Below are 18,470 nucleotides of genomic sequence, written 5' to 3'. Positions count from 1 at the left end.
ATGCGGTAATTTTGCAATGTGAATAAAAAGGAGTGAATATGAAGTATCTTTTATCTATTGTACTATTGGCATTGATTGGCTTTACGAGTCCGAAAAGAACCATTACCGTTTCCGCGCATGACTGGGGGAATGTCCCCGTACAGCCCGATTTGTCGTGGGCGGAACAGGTAGGTGCGCAACGGGTTCCTAAATCCGACTGTATCCATGCAACGGACTTCGGACTGAAAAGTGATACTTCCGTTCTTAGTACCCGTTTTATTCAGTCGGCTATTGACGCTTGCCATGAAAAGGGGGGAGGGACGGTTATCATTCCTTCGGGCGTTTACCGTATAGGCGCCTTATTCATTAAAAGCGGAGTGAACCTTCATCTGAGCAAAGGCACAACGTTGATAGCAAGTGAGGATATCCGTGACTATCCGGAATTCCCTTCGCGTATTGCCGGCATTGAAATGATATGGCCTTCGGCTGTTATCAATATCATGGATGCGGAGAATGCAGCGTTGACAGGTGAAGGATTCATTGATTGCCGTGGAAAGGTGTTTTGGGATAAATATTGGGAGATGCGCAAGGAATATGAGAAGAAGAAACTCCGTTGGATTGTGGATTACGACTGCAAACGGGTGCGGGGAATCCTTGTCTCAAACAGCAAACATATCACTTTAAAAGATTTCACCCTTGTACGTACCGGTTTTTGGGCTTGCCAGATTTTGTATTCCGATCATTGTTCGGTGGATGGCGTTACCATTAATAATAATGTGGGAGGACACGGACCGAGTACGGATGGAATTGATATAGACTCTTCGACCAATATTCTGGTTGAGAACTGTGAAGTGGATTGCAATGACGATAATATCTGTATCAAAGCGGGTCGCGATGCGGATGGGCTACGCGTGAACCGACCGACGGAGAATGTGGTAATCCGTAACTGTACCGCACGCAAAGGGGCGGGATTGGTGACGTGCGGCAGTGAGACTTCCGGTTCTATCCGTAATGTGCTTGCCTACGATCTGAAAGCTTACGGCACGGGAGCGGCGTTGCGTCTGAAATCATCCATGAATCGTGGAGGAACGGTGGAGAATATTTATATGACCCGTGTGAAGGCTGATAGCGTAAAGTATGTATTGGCTGTGGGGTTAAACTGGAATCCCAAATACAGTTACTCCGCTTTGCCCGAAGAATATAAGGGGAAAAAGATTCCGTTACACTGGGTTACCATGCTGACTCCCGTCGAACCGAAGGAGAAAGGATATCCTTATTTCCGGAATGTGTATTTCTCGAATATACAGGCCGACAGGGCAAAACGTTTTATCACAGCTTCCGGATGGAATGAGGAGCTCCGCATTGAGAACTTCTACCTGTCTAATATTAATGCGAGTGTGGAGTCTGCCGGAAAAATCGCTTATAGCAAGAACTTCCGGTTGAAGGATATCCGTCTGACAGTGGAAGATAAGACTAAAGTGCAGGAGGCGGATAATATAGACAGCCGGATTGAGATAGATTATAAATGATTTTTCATTGCTGTAGGATGAAAAATCATTTATGAGAGGATTCTCAATGAAAACTAAATGATATAGACGTGCATGCGACAATTTTTAATCTTTTACGTACAATCGTACAGGGGTTGTATATCTAGAATAGTCTAATTTTGCTTCGGAATTCATAGAATGGTAATTAATAAATCATATACTATATGAAAACACTCTTATTTTTAGGTTTTATGTGTTTGTTTATGTCTTGTCATAAGTATCCTGACACTGTTGAACAAGCATTAAAGCAAGCTGGAGACAATCGCAAGGAATTGGAAAAGGTGTTGGAACATTTTAGAAGACAAGGAAAAATACCTTATCAGTCAGCCTGTTTCTTAATAGAGAATATGCCATATCATCAATCAAAAAAGATGATTTTACTTGATTCTGCATACAATTCCTATTTTGAGCGGGTTGATTCTATCTATTCTCAGTTGTTTGCCAATATGACTATTGAAGAAATACGTCCATATAAAAAGAAAAAACATGATTCATTATGCATATCATTAGCTGAAAAATTTAATGGTTTTGTCGTTCCTAAAATCTCAAATGTTGATAAGACTGATATTCAAATCATAGATTCAGAGTTTTTAGTCGATAATATAGAGTCGGCATTGAGAATTTGGAATGAGAAAGGTTATAAAACAGATGAGGATTTTGATTTTTTCAAAGAGTTTATTTTACCATATCGAACTACTAATGAATTTCCTTTAATAAAGCGTAGTCAAATTCGGAAAATGTATAAAAAGATATTATTAGATTCTTTATTGGACACTACACACGAATCTGTGGAACGATATAAGATATATGTTGATAAATGTAGATGGTTGAATAAATATGTAAAGCCTAAAGAACACATGGGAATTTATGATTTGTTCGTTCCTAGATTTAAAATGGATTGTCATAATATGACGAACTGGAGCTGTAATGTCTTACGGGCATGTGGAATCCCTGTTGTTTATGAATATACTCCGAAATGGTTAGATAGGGATAGCAAACATTATTGGTGTAATTCTCCTGATTCGACGGGAATAGTCCAACCTTATACAGCACCAGGCAATAACTTGCGTGAAGATTGGGATAGTAATATTAAATATTGTGGAAAGGTCTACAGAAAAACTTTTGGAGTACAATATAATACTCCTTATTTTATGGCAACAGAAAATGAATTTATTCCTAAACAATTTAGTACTCCTTTGTTAAGTGATCAGACTTTCCGTTATCATCAAACCATAACTTTCCGGTTACCATTACTGGATAATATTGATAATAATATTGCTTATATCTGTATGGTCACTACTAAAGGGCTTACGCCTGTAGGCTGGGGCAAAATCGATCATCGGAAGAGTGAAATCATTTTTGAACAGATACCTTTAAATACTTTGTTCTTTCCCGTTATTTTTGATGGAGAAACAATGCTTGATATCAATGAGCCGTTTATGATATTATCTTCACGACTTAGGAAAGATATACCAGAACCTCTTACGGTTAATGAACAGCAAAAAAAGAAGCTCGATATATCTTTGGTAAACGGAAAGTTACTTGTTACAGGGGCAAATAAACAGCTTTCCGGAATGAAATATATCACTTTGAAATGTGATACAACTAAAAAAGAAACGTTACATCTTTTACGTAAATATCCGGAAAAACGAAGACTGAAAGCGTTGCAGGAAAGGATTAAGGGTTCGTATATCTTGGGAAGTAATAAGGAAAAAAGGGATTTTGACACACTTTACATCTTAGATTATGTCCCATATCCATATTTTCAAGAAGTCGAATTTAAAAATGACAAGAAATATCGGTATTATCGCTTTCGAAATCCAGATAAGAAAGGTGTTAATATTGCTCATATGGAGTTTTTGGGGAAATATTCACGAAATCATAAATGCTCTTCTCCAACACCTCTACCTATCTTTTCTAAAGAACAACTAGAAGATAAAAATCAATCTTTATATCGGATTAATGGCATTCCTCTTAATACCGGTCATAATGCTGCGGATGCTTTTGACGGAAACTATGATACCTATGTGACAACTTCTTCGGTAGGTATGGATTTTGGAACTCCTGTACAAATCAATCGTATTCGGTTTGTTCCACGAACAGCGAATAATGGGATTGTTCCGGGGAATAGTTATGCTCTTTTTTATTATGCCAATGGTTGGAAGGAGTTTAAAATACTTTATGCAGAAAATAGTTATCTGGATTTTAAAGATGTGCCGTATGCTACGCTTTATTGGTTACGGAATCTAACAACAGGAAAAGAAGAACTTCCATTCTTCTATTCTAATGGTAAACAATACTTTCTTCACACAGACACAATAAACGAATCCATATATTAATAATATTCTTTTTCTATGTTTAATTTAGACAGGAATACGGTATTTTCATCTTTGATGGGAATATTAATAATTTCTTTAATTATTAATCGTTTTACAGAATTTTACAATGCATCTGTTGTTTTTCCTGTTTTAGGTACATTAGTGGTTGGCGGGATTTTAGTCTTTTCTATTCTATTCAACCGTATAGTACCTTTTGTGCAACTCCATTGGATTGATTTAATGGTAGGAGCGGGAATAACTTGTATGATAGTAGATTATTTGTTGGGGAATAGTGGTTTGTGGCAACTTGGTTGTTTATGTGTACTCATTCTCTATTGTATTTTACGATTGATTAGAAAAATAAATTATGTTGTGATTTATATAGGAGTAATGCTGGCAGCCTTTTTGCTTGCTACTATAGGCTATTTGCAACTTTTTAAGATTTTGCCGTCCGGTAATTCTCATTTTTCTATTACTGGTCATTATCATAATCCGGCTGTTTATGCAGGTGTTATGTCTTTACTTCTTTGTGTGATAGTAGGATTTATTATCTATACTTTTGGATATTCGTTTTATAGGAAAATACGAAATATATCATATTGCATTTTTGTTTTTTGTTTCCCGGTTTTTATTTGTGTCGATTCAAGAGCGGCATGGGTAGCTCTGATTGTAAGTGTATGTTGGGGCATATTGAGAATCTATAGACTTCAGATAAGGATATTGTATAAATCTTATCTTCCAGTGATGCTTGTTCTTTTTTTTGCATTGAGTTTGTTGGCTTCTTATGGTCTTTATAAATATAGATCTGATTCAGTAGATGGGCGAATACTAATAGGAAAAGTGGGTATTGAGATGATAAAGAATAAACCTCTAACAGGATTTGGTGCAGGAGGATTTGCTGGAAATTATATGTATTATCAAGCCCGTTATTTGAAAGAAAAAGGGACAGAACGTGAAAAATATTTGGCGGGAAGCACTCATTTAGCTTTTAATGAACCATTGAGATTATTGGTTGAATATGGCATTGCAGGGCTGTTGATTTATGTCATTTTGATATATTATATTTTGCAATCAAGAAGAAATCATTTGATTATTAGGTTATCACAGATGTTGTTGATGTCTGTTTTTATTTGGGGACTTTTTGCTTATCCTAATCGTGTATTTCCTATTATTTTGTTTACGGTGTTAGCTTTGGCATTGTTGGTCAGGTTGGATAAAGTAAAACGGAAAAAAATACATTTAACTTCTCGTTGTTTTGTGGTTATCAAAGTTGTCTTTTTATTTTTAGTATTGCTATTGGGTCATGGTATTTCAAATATGTTGCTAGATTATCACCAACTGTATTTTTTAACTCATTCTTCTCCAAATACGCTGTCTGAAAAAACACTTAGTGAATACAATAAATTGGAACATTGGATGTCAAACGAAATAGGTTTTTACTATCACTATTGTTTGGTTTTAAATAGATATAGAAAAGATGAACTTTTAAAAGATAAATTGTCTTTTCTGATATCCCGTTTCCCTTCACCGACAGTATTTGTGTTGAAAGGGGATGTACACAAACGATTAAAGGAATTTATTGAAGCAGAAGAATCATATAAAATGGCTCATTGGATGATGCCTACACTTCAAACTCCTAGAGGAAAGCTTGCTTTTTTATACCAAGAAACAGGAAGAAAGCGAGAGGCACTTTTATTAGCAAATGAATTATTAACAGAAAAGGTTAAAGTCTATGGCTTTGCAACACATGATTTGCACCTTAAACTGAAAGAAGTATTTAGTGAACAGTTAACTAAAAGTTTAATTAAAAAAAAGTAAAGCTTATGAGAAAAATTAAAGAAACCCGTCTTATGCTTATTGTCTTGGCGGTATTGTGCTTGTGCATTTATGCCTGCTATGATGGTGTGGATTTCCCAAGTGGTAAATCAAGTCGTTCTGGTAAATTAAAAAAGAAAAACAAGGAGTTGACTACAGCGATAGCTCGTCAATGGTTTGAGGCTAACATGACTCCGGTTGTTACTATGCGTTCATCTGAAGCCAAAGATGTACAGGCTGCAATGGTTAAACCTAAATGGGAAGATGCTTATGAAGCTAACCGAGGAAAGTATGAAGTTGTACAGACTCCTATTCTAATGCGTGGTAAGAGAATATTTGTTGATGCGGAGACTCAAAAAGAGTTTGAAAAAATACGGGGACAGAAATATCTTCGTAACGCTGCTCGAATGGTAATTCGGAAAGACCTTAGAACAGGTGAAATTAGAAGTTTCATTACTGTTTTTGTCGGTTCATTAGAGTATATGAAGAAGAGCAAGAAGATGGGACGTAACTCATATTTATATAGAGAATCAGATTTTGATGGTAAAGTGTTATTCTTTGAACCTAATGGTGGATTAATTAACGGTTGGAAATATCGTAATGGTAAAATTGTTGCTAAAATAATGCCATTGAGTGAAGATGCGAAATTTTTTATTACTCGTGGTTGGGTTGAAGAATGCCATACAGAGATTGATTTTGAAGTAGAAAAAGTATGCCATGATGAGGTTTCTATTGAACCTGATGAAGAATTTGGAGAAGCGTGGGTAGTTGAATCTATATGTGAAGATATAACAACTCCAATCGAATATCAGGTCTGTGAAGAAGAGTGGGAGGAAGATGAAGATAATGGTGATAGTGGTATAGGTGATGGTGATGGTATTAGTGGTGATGTTGATCCTACTGAAAATGAAGCAGCGCCCAAAGCTAAAAAATTATTTCAAAATAAAGATATGCCAGTACGGGATTGGAAATTCATAGAAGAGAGACTGGATTCAATAATGAAAGATTGTATGGGAAAAGGATTATATAACAGTTTGGTGGACTCATTAAAAGGAAAACATATTTCTTTTCAATTTTCTACAAAAGACCAAGCTTCATTTAATCCTCAAACCAATATGCTTCAGTGGAATAGAAATATGGATAGTAATCAACTTTTTCATGAATTGATGCATGCTTATCAATACCAAAATGAAAAGTCCTTTGATTCTTGGAAAAATGCTATAATAAATATGGAGATAGAAACACATTATGCTCATTATCTTTATATAAAAGGAAGCAGTGAATATGGTGGAAGTGATTGGGAAAAAGGTAGTAAGGGAGGAGATTCTCGGATATTGTCAATAATACATTTGGAGGATTATGTTGATAATAAGGGAAATTTAATTGATGGGATGATTGTGGATTTGCTCGATACCTATTTAGAATTTCATGTTGTAACGGCTTTTAAGCAGGATGCTAATTATGGGAAGTATAGTTATGATGAAAGTCGTAGTTCTCTGTCTAATTTTTCAAACTTAAATAAAATAACTAAAGATTGTTGATTATGAAAATTTACATAATTTGTATTGCATATTTATTGTTCTGTTCAACGATGGTTGCTCAAAACTACTATTATAATGTTGACAAAACTTTTAAAGAAAATGGTTACACTTATCAATGTGATGTATTAGAAAAAGCTAAATTTGTTACCCTTTATAATAAGGAAAACAAATTCACTTATGTTAACCAGGTTGATAGACATACGGAACAAGTAATTTCTATTGAAGAAAATATGCAAGAAAAACAACTGGAAGATGATTCTTGGACAAAACAAAAATGTTATTCTATAATAAATGGAGCTTTTTCAAAAGAAGAAAAGTTACGGGTGAAAGGTCGTAGTTTTGGAATAACAATGTTTATAGATCCAAATACGGGGAAAATTGCAGAGGTGAACTATAAGTTTACTTGTATGAATCCTTATGCAACTATTCCTATTTCTGTTTTTCGCCAAATAGAAGTTGAATTGAAGAAGTACGTCTGGTTCGTTCCAACAGAGCTCGGGAAAAGACGAAACTATATTATAGTGGGATGGCGACATGAAGTGAGATGACCTAAAGATATAGAGTAGTTTGTTTGGATAGATATATTTTAGCAAACAAACTACTTTTTTGTTCTACTAGAATTTATTGCCGAATATGAAAAATCATGTAATATGTATCGTACTTTTATTGTCTTGTATGACAATTTTTGCTCAAGATTCTAAATTGTATAAGTATTATCTTGACTTCATAAAAGATGAATCATTATCTGGTTTTGTCAATGTGAATGGAAAACTTGTTATACCTGCGGGGAAATATGCTGATATCTTTACTGATGAATTTGATAAAATAGCATTTGTGGCTATTAGAGGTAGGCAAGGAACATATGTAATTGTGAAGTATATAGAGTGTGTTTGAATAGTGCGCTCTATATTTTGGTATGTTATTAGAAACAAATTTCTATTCTTTTTGTACGATATTACAGTTTCTAGGGTATAAAAAACACTAACTTTGCTGTCATATAATACATTAATACTATGAAACGAATCAGCCTTTTTCTTCTTTTTTTTATAGGATACTACCTTTCTCTTCCGGCAACAAATTATTTTGTGGCTACGAATGGTAGCGATACCAACAGTGGAACAATAGAGAAACCTTTTGCCACTTTGAGGAAAGCACAATCGAAAGTGGTTGCCGGAGATACTGTTTATATCCGTCGGGGGACATACAAGATAACGGAGTCTGAGGTGATGGAACACCATACGGCGGGGAGTACTACCTGGAGCCGTGTCTTTAAAATGGATAAAAGCGGGACGGGGAAGGATAAGCGGATTTGCTACTCCGGCTATAAGAACGAACGTCCGGTATTCGACCTTTCGGAAGTAAAGCCCGTCAATGAACGGGTTATTGTGTTTTATGTAAGCGGTTCGTATCTGCACTTCAGAAATATGGAAGTAGTGGGCACGCAAGTGACAATCACAGAACATACACAGTCCGAATGTTTCCGTAATGAAGGAGGCAGTAACAATATCTATGAGCATTTGTCCATGCACGATGGCATGGCTATCGGCTTTTATATAGTGACGGGCAAAGATAATCTGGTGCTGAATTGCGATGCATACAATAATTATGATCCTGTATCCGATAGCGGAAGAGGAGGAAATGTGGACGGCTTCGGAGGCCATCTGACTTCGGAATCCTATACGGGTAATGTGTTTCGGGGATGTCGTGCCTGGTACAATAGTGATGATGGGTTCGATTTAATTAATTGCAAGGCGGCTTTTACCATTGATAATTGCTGGTCTTTTCTGAATGGATATACGAAGGAGGGGGATAAGGCCGGAGATGGAACCGGATTTAAATCAGGAGGTTATGGTATGAGTGATAATCCAAAGGTGCCGAAGGAGATTCCGATGCATACTGTTCAGTATTGTCTGGCTTATAAGAATAAAAACAAAGGGTTCTATGCCAATCATCATCTGGGAGGGATTGCCTGGTATAATAACACGGGCTACCAAAACCCGTCCAATTTCTGTATGTTGAACAGGAAAAGTGCATCCGAAAAAGTTGATGTGCCGGGTTATGGTCATATTATAAAGAATAACATATCTTATATGCCTCGAAGCGCGGGCAAACACTTGATAGACGTGGATGAAACGCTGTGCGAGATTGTGAACAACTCTTTTGCTCCCGAAAGTTATGAACTGACTTCTGCCGACTTTATAAGTCTTGAAGATACGGAACTGATGAATCCGCGTCAGGCGGACGGAACTTTGCCGGATATTGGCTTTCTGAAAATAACGGCAAGCAGCGTGCTTTATGGCAAAGGCATGGGATATGAGTCCGGAGGGCAAGTTCCAGTTCCCGACGAAGAACGATTCGGTTGGCTGGAGGCTGCCGCTATCGCAGTGGAAGATAATATGGCAAGTGTGGTAGGACCGGATGCAGAATTGTTTACCAGTTTTTTTGTGAACAACAATCGCGTATCGTTTACGGAAAGAAAAGTTGACCTTTCTTCCTATCAGGGACTTGTAATGTTGGAAGCGAGGGCTGCCAACGGTACTATTGTCCGGTTAAAAGTAAACAAATAATAACCTTGAAGATATTATTGATATGAGAAAACATCACATAATAACAAGAATCTTTTTAGCTACGGGAGTACTGTTCTGTCTCTTTCTCATTGCTTGCGGTAATGATAATGGTATGGATGACATAACTCCCGATATGCCTTCGGAGCAAACGCCTCATTTCTTGTGGGACACGAAAATCCTTTTGGAAGAACCGAACGGTTGGGGTTTGCTGGTACAGCCAGGTGCCGTTGCAATAACCAATCTTGCAGAGGGTAAACAATACAGATTGCTATGGCAGGGAGATTGGTCTACGGGAAAGAAGGCTACTCCTGTTTTGAGAATTGTGGAAAAAGGGAAACAGACTGAAATCATAGTTTTAAAACAATTGGAAGTGTCTGTGATAAAGGACGGGCACTATTCTCTCACGTTCGGTAGTGATGATAGAGAGGGGGAGTTGGTGCTCGCTAAGTGAGAGTTTGCATTAGCCTTAATTTCTTTTATCATGGTTCTCGATCCATATACCAGAGCTCCCATGCTTAATCTGGATATTCGTCAAGAAGTGAAGATTGTGAAAGATCCGATAGTAGATTAGGTGCCGGATGCCCGTATGTAATACGTAAAGGCTACGTGCCTGTTAGTAAGAACATACGTACTTAGTATGTAAAACGTCTGAGAATCGTAAAGGCTCACATTAATGAGCGGTTTTGTCCACAGCCGTGAGCTGAAAGGTTTATGGCTGTTAGCTCAAGGGCTCACGAATGTGAGCCTTTATAAATATCGGGAGTTTAACAAAAGAAATAGGGTAGATTAACTTTGTCTGTGTTGTTGTTCTACATTAAACATACGGTTGTTCAAGGAGCATATACTGCTTGTTTATATTTGAAACTCCTGATAGTAAGTATGAGAGTAAAAGTTGCTCTCATACTTACTATCAGGCTTGCTCTCATTGCTGAAATGCCGATGAATAAGTCGATACGGCTGTTTATGAGGGTATGAGGGTAAAAAGTGATAAAATCTTTTCTGTAGTATTTACGATATATGTCGGTTTGAATTCTTCCAGTTCGCTTTTTGGACGAAAGCCCCATGTTACCCCACAAGCGGTTACTCCTGCATTGGCGGCCGTTTGCATATCTACTCCGGAGTCTCCTATGTAGAGAACTTCGTCTTTTTCTACATTGGCCAACTTTAATATATCGAAGACAACCGTAGGGTCGGGCTTTACACTGATTCCTTCCCGTTGACCGAACACGGCAGTGAAATGAATGTTCGGAAAGTAGTGAGCTATCAGTTTCTCCGTAGCGGCCTGATATTTATTGGAAGCTACAGCAATCTGAATGCCGGCGGACTGCAGGTCGGTCAATAACTCTGGAACCCCCGGATAGGGGCGGCTATCATCCGCATTGTGAATATCATAATAAGGAATAAACTCTTTGCGGACACGGAGTACATTTTCCTCTGTTTTTTCTCCTTCGGGCAGGGCACGTTCAAAGAGTTTGTTGATACCGTTTCCTACCATGAAGTTATACTTTTCTATTTCATGCGTGGGATATCCTAATTTATTTAGAGCATAGTTGGTACTGTGTGCCAGATCGGCGATCGTATTTAGCAATGTACCATCCAAATCGAATATTGCTAGTTTCTTCATTGTGGTTTGGGGTTATTGTTAATCCTTTATGATATTCGGATGGCAAAGGTAGGAATAAAAACGGATTAATGACTCGATTTCCGGTTACTTTCGTTATCTTTGTAGTTACTTAAATGAAAGAAGAAAGGAGATAACAATGGACAATTCAATGGAACTGGAAGCTTATAAAGCTGAATTGGCCCGAGAAATATTAATGTCGAATAGCCGTCAGTTGCTTGATAAGGTAAAGATGGTACTTCACGGTGAGTCTTCCGTCAATATAAATACAGTGAAGGAGGACTGTGTGCCCTATACCCCCCGAACGAAATCAGAGGTATTGGATGATTTAAAGGAAGCGTGTGAGGAAGCCCGACTGATACGCGAAGGAAAGGCAAAAGGTATTTCAGCCGAAGATTTACTCAATGAACTGTAATATTATAGCTACCTCTTTATTTAAGAGAGAATTGAAAAGATTAAGTAAGCATTATAAATCAATGCGGCAGGATTTTGCCGGTTTACTGGAGTCGTTGAGACGGGAGCCACAGCAAGGGGTGGATTTAGGTAGAGGACTTCATAAAGTGCGTATGGCAATTTCTTCTAAAGGAAAAGGTAAAAGTGGAGGGGCTAGAGTCATCACTCTCACTGTTTTGATATCGGAAACCGATACAAATATTGTCCTTCTGACAATTTATGATAAATCCGAATGTGAGAATCTTACAGATAAGGAACTGACAGATATTGTAAAAAAGAGCAGTCTGTAGGACTGCTCTTCTTATACTCTTCCTTTTGAAGATGTTACTTCTTGGCAATGCGGAACCAATCCACATCCACCCATCCGCCATCATTAGTCACGATAGCCGGACGTGTGCAGAATGTTCCGATCTTAGTACCGATCCATTGTCCTTCCCTTGCTTGAAAAGGATTGCCTAGTGGTTGATATTTCTTTCCATCAAGACTATAGCTGAAGTCACACATGACAAGAAGGTCATGTCCGCCTTCGCTGGCTTTGATTTTCTTTCCGTCACATTTGAATTTTACTTTCAGATAAACAGTGTTTTGAGTGAGGCTGACAGAAGCATTCGACTGTTCCGGTTTCCCTTTATCGGCTCTTTTGCATTCCACTTGCGACAGAGTAAGTCCCTTATCCGTATTTTCTAGGAATAATCCGGCATAATCCCTGCCCATCACAATCAATCCGGTACGTTCACCTTTGTTTTTCTGATTGGGAGTGAAGGTCAGTTTCATCGTAGCTGTGAAATTGTCAGAAGGAGTCTTTTGTAATAATAGGTTAGCTACATCCCACATATTCTTGTAATCTTGTACGACAGGGTAAGAGTATAATCTCATGTAACTCTTGTCGCCTGCATAGTAGGCCCATTTCTCGTTGATATTAGCATGCCATTGCCATTGCGGAGACAGTGTGTAGCCGTCGAACTCGTCACTTTCCTGTGGGGTACAGATAGGATAAGTCTTTCCCACATTAGGCTTCTTGTAAGTCAGGACCGGTTCACCGCACCCGTCACCGTCTTTGTCTACCCCGATCACAGGCCAGTCGTTTATCCACTTCATAGGTTGCAGGTGCATGATACGTCCGTAAGCACCTACGTCCTGAAAGTGGAGAAACCAGTCTTCACCGGTAGGCGTATCTACCCATGCGCCTTGATGAGGCCCGTTGACGGGAGAGTTACCTTGTGCAAGTACAGTTTTCCATTCGTAAGGGCCGTATACGTTTTTGGAGCGTAGCACCACTTGCCATCCTGTCGGCACACCGCCTGCCGGATGGAAAATATAATAATAGCCGTTTCTTTTATAGAATTTGGGGCCTTCACAAGTTTGGTGGGCCTCATGACCGTCGAAGACGATGCGTGAAGGAGTGATGGCCTTTGTGGCTTCAGCATTCAGTTCGCAGATAGTGATGACACTTTTTAATCCGGCACGGCTTCCCGCATATGCGTGTACCAGATATACTTTTCCATCCTCATCCCATAGCGGACAAGTGTCGATGATTCCTTTTCCGGCTTTTACCAAAACGGGCTCGCTCCATGGGCCTTTCGGATCTTTGGCTTTCACCATGAAAGCTCCTTGATCGGGATCTCCCCAGAAGATATAAAACTCACCATTGTGATGGCGGATAGAAGGAGCCCATATACGGTTGCCGTGTTCGGGACGTTCGGGAGTTTGGATAGGAGCAAGCGCGTCGGGTACTGCTGCACCGATGAACGTCCAGTTTACCAAATCTTTGGAATGTAGTATTTGTAGTCCGGGCAGACAGCCGAAACTGGATGAAGTCATATAGAAATCGTCGCCTACACGGCAAGCGTCCGGATCGGAATAATCGGCATAGAGTACCGGATTCTTATACTTCCCGTTTCCAAGATCGGAAACCCATACTTCGGATACATAGTTGCTCTGTGCCAGAACAGGGAAGGTAGTCAGCAGGCAGAGAACCAGAGTCTGTGTCAGTCGTTTCATGATATAAATAGATTAAATAGTTTTATATAAATGATTTATACGATTTATGTGATGTGGCAAAGGTATGAAAAAAGACTCTGCACAAGGAGGAATAATTGTGCAGAGTCGTATAAAAATTGGTAGAAACCTCGTAAATTTTGTTTAGTTGTATTTGTATCTACCTTATTTATATAGTGTGGATATCGCTTTGTTAGCGGATACCTTTAATTTTTACAGTTACCGGATGTGCCAGTTCTTCTTTCCATTTGCGGAGATAGGCAAACCAAGCTTCCGGAGTTTTATATCCGAATGTTTCTTTCATCGAAGTGAAAGTGGTATGATATTGGAAATAGTTGTTTCCCGGAGCGGTAATCGTATAGAGGAAGTTCGCTTTATCTTTTTCCTCCGATTGCACATAACGTTGCGGAATGCAGGTACCCAGCCCAACAGTTTCTTTGGCATATTTCACCGTATCATTGACAGGCCAGTCCGTACCCCAGCTTCCTACTAACCCCTTATGATCGGAGAAGGACTTGGAAGCGCCTACGATGTCCTGTACACCCGTGCAGAAAACTTCTTTATCGAGCGGTTCGTCAAAAAAAGCCTCGATGTGAAGGTCACGATGTCCGGCATACAGTGTGTAGCGGGTTGTCATGTCCAATTCCGTGCCTTGATATTTCCATCCGGTTACTTCTATTTCTGCAATTGCACGTACCGGACCGTAGGATATGATACGCTCCGTCCGTGTTTCTACCGGAGTGATATGCGTTGCCTTTTGTCCGTTCCAGCCTTTCAATGCACCCGGTCCGCAACTGTCGAACACGCGAAGTACGTCATCACCGAATCCTTTAGCTAACTGTGCGTCCGTTGGATAGAACTGAGATTCTTTGATTTCCAAGCCTTTATTGAATTTCCCATAGATGTCCGGTGTCTGCTTTTCGTTAAAGTAAAGTCGGTATCCCACCAGCTCCGATTCCAGAATCGGACCGTGAGGACGTACCATACTATATATATTACTGCTACCGGGAACGGTGATTGCCTGCACCCGCTGATGTTTCCCTTTCCGGTGGTCTGCGATAAACATATCGGCATATACCCGTTCCGGATAGGTCTTCGTGCTCTTCTCCGAAGAAAGAGTAACCTGGAATGTTTTTCTGCCATGAGCGGGAAGGTCGGCGACGAAAGCCAGTTCGTCCATCTTACGGTCTTTGTCCAAGTCGTCTAGTTGGGAAGGAACCTCGTTCGTCCCTTCCATGACAACGGCGGATTTGATTTTGAAATCTGCGTGTAACTCATGCAGGTTGATAACAATCGGGGCGTCTGTTTTTGCCTGACTCCAATTGTTATGCACTTCTACCGTAATGGTTTTCTCCTGTTTCTGCGCTTGGGAAGACAAGTGGAAACCTCCTAAAAGGAAAGCAAGTATAATAAGATTCTTCTTCATGATTCTAAGGTTGATGTTATACGTCGTATTTCTCTCTGCAAAAGTAGTTGAAAAAAATAGCAGACTGTCTATCTTTGGAAGATAAAATAGTCTGCTATTTGAGCTTTTTACTCTATATAATGATATTTTCTACTCTTATGCTTTTGAGATATTTCATGATAATATTCAGAGAGTATGTCGTTCATGGGTATTTGTACGGATGGAAATTACTGTTTGAACTAGGTCTAGGTCTGTTTTTTACTCCTTTTCTACTAGATTTTACTCTTTGTATTCCTTATATTTTCTCAATTTTGCACTGGTGAAAGAACAAAGAATTCACTCTAGCGAAAAACATTATTAATATACAATGAAAATCTAAACAGAATGAGAAACATGAAGCCAGCATTTATAATTGCCAATCCTCCTTAGGCTTGAATCCGTCTTTTAAAGAAAAGGGGCATAGAATTTTTATTCTTTTAATAATTGTATATCTTTAAATTATATATAAACTAATATTTATGAAACATCTAGTAAGTTTATTTCTTCTGTCATTTCTGCTTTGCTGTTCTTGTTCACAGCAAATGGATGATGAATGGAAACCGAATGAACAATTTCCCAATGTGCCCGAAACCCACCCGGTTGGCGTTTCTTTCAGTAGGGCTAGTCTTGAAACTTTTGCTGAACATGGAATTACAGAGGTCGGTGTTTATGTCTACCTGCAAGATTCCATGGTATATGGAAAAAATCTCCCTTTAAATAATGGAGATTTAAAAGTCGACCTTCCTTTAGGAGAAAATCTGCAAACTTTCATCGTGGCAAATGCCGATCATCTGGTGGATACAGATAGTCTTTCCAAAGTGGTAGTTTATCAGGATGCTCATATTCAAAAGCCGGTTTATATTTCGGATGTCGTAGGTTTTACTTCAGATAACTCGGTCAGTTCGCTCAACGTAGAATTGAAACGTTTAGTCGGGCAAGCAGTGTTTCAGCCGAAAGAGACGGAGGAGGAATTGAGTGCTATCACTCGTTTTGACCAGCTGAATGTCACTTTTACGAATGTGGCAATAGGCTATAAAGTAAAGAGCAAAGAATGTATTACAGAAAATGTGACCATCTCCACTAATCTTTCTACCGGCTTTGGAGCTTCGGTTTATTCATTTCCCACAGTGAATGGAGATTCCAGAACATCTATAGATGTGGTATATCTGAAAGGAGGCGAGGAGGTGAATCGCATCATCAGCCCTCTTGATACCGGTATAGGCTTTGAGTCTTCCAAGCGTTCTACCGTACATATGAAAATTACGGATGAGAATTACTTGGACGAGCCGTGGCCTTCGGTACGCACAGTCATGTATAAGAGTACATCCACTCAACCGTTTACAATAGAAGTTTCAGAATTTTAAAACAGGAGTTATATGAGAAATATATTCTATTCACTGACGGGAATAATGCTCCTGTTGGGAATAACAGCTTGTTCGGAAGAAGAACGATATGCCACTTCGGTAGTAAAAGAGATACAACTGTTTCTGGATGACGAACCGTGGGCGGTGAACACAGGTGCCTCTAACAAACCCCTGTTTATCTATACAGCCGATGGTGAGTATGTAGCCAACTATTCGTCGCTTTATTGCTTTCAGTTGGCCAACGGGAGTTATAACATTATTTCTACCACACAATCCGATTCTATTCCCAGTCCGAAGAATCTGAAAGATATTGTGATACATCAGGATCCGACGGCTAAAACAAAATATGCCATTTCGGCACCGGTGACTTATAAATCCCCGTTCGACGAACCGCTTAGTGTGCGTATGTACAATCGTACAGGTGTGCTTCGTCTGAAGTCTACCGATCGTAAATCGGATAAAAGCTACTCGAAATTACGCGCAGTCGTTTCTTCACCGATTTCAGGATATAAACTATCGGATGCTACTTTTGTAAAAGCTCCGACAGATGTGCAACGCGAGAAAGAAACAACAACCGGTGGAGTGAACTACACCGATGACTTTGTGTTGTTCCAAACACAAAGCGAAGGTGGAACAGTGTCCGTGCGTATCGACTATCTGGATAAAGATAATACGGTGGTCCAATCTAAAGCTATCGATGGGGCGTTCTCTATTTTACCTGATGATACTTTGCAAGTAGCGTTTGCATTGAACAATGCAGACGAGCCGGTCATACAGGATTACACTGTTACGATTGCTTCGGAAGGATGGAACGAAGAAGATATCAATCCGGAAGCTCCGATGAGAATTCCTGACGGGTATAGATATGTAAGTCCTGACGAGAATCTGGAATCAATCTGTAAGTCAATGCTGGCAGATGCTTCGGTGAACGAGGTGAAACTTTTCCTGAAAGCGGGAGCTACCTATCACTTGGGTAGGCAGACTGATATGCCAAAAGTCCTCTATATTATGGGACAGTTACCGGAGGATGGTGAAGAACCGGCTTATATGGAAATGGGAAATATGAGTATTAACTGCGCTGATGCGATAATTGAAGCTTTCCATTTTGAGAATCTGAAGATAAAGGTGACAGATGATAACTTCTTCAAGTTTAAGAATCAGGCTTTCCATGTAACTACTTTCTCTTGGAAAAACTGTGAGATAAGTGATTTAGTCCGGACGATGTGGTATCAGGAAGTAGATGCTCCCCAGAAACAGATAGCTGATAAGATCGTGATTGAGAATTGTCGTTTCTTTGGCTTGAATTCACTTTTAAGTGGGTTGTTCGGACTTTCTACCAAGCAAGATGCTCCTGTACATAACTTTGTGTTTAAAAATTCAACGTTCCATGCCAAAAACTTAACAAAAGCATTGATAACAGGTTTGGGGTCGATGACAGGAGAGCTGAATGTAACAGTAGAGAACTGTACATTTGTGAGTATGGCTCCTGCTGCAATGACTTTCTTTGACTTGAATCCGAAGAATACTTCTTCATTCAACCTGATTGTCCGTAATAATCTCTTTAGCGGTGTTTGTGAAGCCGGGCAGGGAACCTGGTTTACTACAAGGAACGTCTCAAGCAAGACTTTCGAGAATAACTATCGCACCAATGGCTTTGTAGTGGCTAACTGGGGAGTCGATACCGCTGAAATACCGGTAGAAACAGCTCTCCCTATGGAGACACTCTTCAAAGATGTGGCTGGTAGAGATTTCACTATTACCGATAAAAACTCCGAAGTATATACTAATGGAATCGGTGACCCGCATTGGATTAAATAATCAAT

Annotated in this window: 15 protein-coding genes; 12 read left to right on the top strand and 3 right to left on the bottom strand. The window is 39.3% G+C overall.

Annotation, left to right across the window (positions count from 1 at the left end; genetic code table 11):
- Nucleotides 1–38: 38 nt before the first annotated feature.
- The 8 genes from GD630_RS11185 (at nt 39) to GD630_RS11150 (ending at nt 10,218) form a co-directional block, all read left to right on the top strand.
- Entirely contained in the window at nt 39–1,508 is a 1,470-nt protein-coding gene (locus GD630_RS11185; protein ID WP_143865588.1) for a glycoside hydrolase family 28 protein, read from the top strand.
- A gap of 182 nt (nt 1,509–1,690) precedes the next feature.
- Nucleotides 1,691–3,865 (top strand): discoidin domain-containing protein, encoded by a 2,175-nt coding sequence (locus tag GD630_RS11180; protein ID WP_143865586.1) that lies wholly within the window; start codon nt 1,691–1,693, stop codon nt 3,863–3,865.
- Between the two features lie 15 nt (nt 3,866–3,880).
- A complete protein-coding gene (locus GD630_RS11175) occupies nt 3,881–5,662 on the top strand; it encodes an O-antigen ligase family protein (RefSeq protein WP_143865584.1) in 1,782 nt (593 codons plus the stop codon).
- A 5-nt stretch (nt 5,663–5,667) separates the two neighbouring features.
- On the top strand, nt 5,668–7,200 hold the full coding sequence (locus GD630_RS11170; protein ID WP_143865582.1) for a hypothetical protein: 1,533 nt from the start codon (nt 5,668–5,670) through the stop codon (nt 7,198–7,200).
- 2 nt (nt 7,201–7,202) lie between these two features.
- Nucleotides 7,203–7,748 carry a DUF5043 domain-containing protein gene (locus GD630_RS11165; protein WP_143865580.1) on the top strand — a complete coding sequence of 182 codons (546 nt, stop codon included), beginning with the start codon at nt 7,203–7,205 and terminating at the stop codon, nt 7,746–7,748.
- An 85-nt stretch (nt 7,749–7,833) separates the two neighbouring features.
- Complete coding sequence (locus tag GD630_RS11160; RefSeq protein ID WP_182505590.1) at nt 7,834–8,094, top strand: hypothetical protein; 261 nt, start codon at nt 7,834–7,836, stop codon at nt 8,092–8,094.
- A 119-nt stretch (nt 8,095–8,213) separates the two neighbouring features.
- On the top strand, nt 8,214–9,767 hold the full coding sequence (locus tag GD630_RS11155; protein ID WP_143865578.1) for a right-handed parallel beta-helix repeat-containing protein: 1,554 nt from the start codon (nt 8,214–8,216) through the stop codon (nt 9,765–9,767).
- Nucleotides 9,768–9,789: 22 nt separating this feature from the next.
- A complete protein-coding gene (locus GD630_RS11150) occupies nt 9,790–10,218 on the top strand; it encodes a hypothetical protein (RefSeq protein ID WP_143865576.1) in 429 nt (142 codons plus the stop codon).
- Nucleotides 10,219–10,728: 510 nt separating this feature from the next.
- On the opposite strand, the gene GD630_RS11145 is transcribed toward GD630_RS11150, so the two are convergent.
- Nucleotides 10,729–11,391, bottom strand: coding sequence for an HAD family hydrolase (locus GD630_RS11145; RefSeq protein ID WP_143865574.1), 663 nt, complete (start codon nt 11,389–11,391; stop codon nt 10,729–10,731).
- Nucleotides 11,392–11,527: 136 nt separating this feature from the next.
- Here GD630_RS11145 and GD630_RS11140 point away from each other — a divergent pair, with 136 nt between their 5' ends.
- Together GD630_RS11140 and GD630_RS11135 are read left to right on the top strand one after the other, a co-directional pair.
- Nucleotides 11,528–11,803 carry a hypothetical protein gene (locus GD630_RS11140; RefSeq protein WP_017142534.1) on the top strand — a complete coding sequence of 92 codons (276 nt, stop codon included), beginning with the start codon at nt 11,528–11,530 and terminating at the stop codon, nt 11,801–11,803.
- Nucleotides 11,793–12,131 (top strand): type II toxin-antitoxin system RelE/ParE family toxin, encoded by a 339-nt coding sequence (locus GD630_RS11135; protein ID WP_017142533.1) that lies wholly within the window; start codon nt 11,793–11,795, stop codon nt 12,129–12,131. The genes GD630_RS11140 and GD630_RS11135 overlap by 11 nt, the downstream gene beginning before the upstream one ends.
- A gap of 34 nt (nt 12,132–12,165) precedes the next feature.
- Here GD630_RS11135 and GD630_RS11130 read toward each other — a convergent pair whose 3' ends face one another.
- Nucleotides 12,166–13,842 carry a glycoside hydrolase family 43 protein gene (locus GD630_RS11130; protein WP_143865572.1) on the bottom strand — a complete coding sequence of 559 codons (1,677 nt, stop codon included), beginning with the start codon at nt 13,840–13,842 and terminating at the stop codon, nt 12,166–12,168.
- Between the two features lie 190 nt (nt 13,843–14,032).
- Entirely contained in the window at nt 14,033–15,265 is a 1,233-nt protein-coding gene (locus tag GD630_RS11125; protein ID WP_143865570.1) for a DUF4861 domain-containing protein, read from the bottom strand.
- Nucleotides 15,266–15,762: 497 nt separating this feature from the next.
- Between GD630_RS11125 and GD630_RS11120 the strand changes: the two genes are divergently transcribed.
- Both GD630_RS11120 and GD630_RS11115 read left to right on the top strand, forming a co-directional pair.
- Complete coding sequence (locus GD630_RS11120; protein WP_143865568.1) at nt 15,763–16,647, top strand: hypothetical protein; 885 nt, start codon at nt 15,763–15,765, stop codon at nt 16,645–16,647.
- A 12-nt stretch (nt 16,648–16,659) separates the two neighbouring features.
- The gene (locus GD630_RS11115; RefSeq protein WP_143865566.1) at nt 16,660–18,465 is read left to right on the top strand and encodes a DUF5123 domain-containing protein; all 1,806 of its coding nucleotides are present in this window, start codon (nt 16,660–16,662) and stop codon (nt 18,463–18,465) included.
- Nucleotides 18,466–18,470: the final 5 nt, after the last annotated feature.

The organism is Bacteroides zhangwenhongii (assembly GCF_009193325.2).
Lineage (GTDB): Bacteria > Bacteroidota > Bacteroidia > Bacteroidales > Bacteroidaceae > Bacteroides > Bacteroides zhangwenhongii.
The sequence above is the reverse complement of the archived record's forward strand: the minus strand, read 5'-3'. Positions and strand labels throughout refer to the sequence as shown.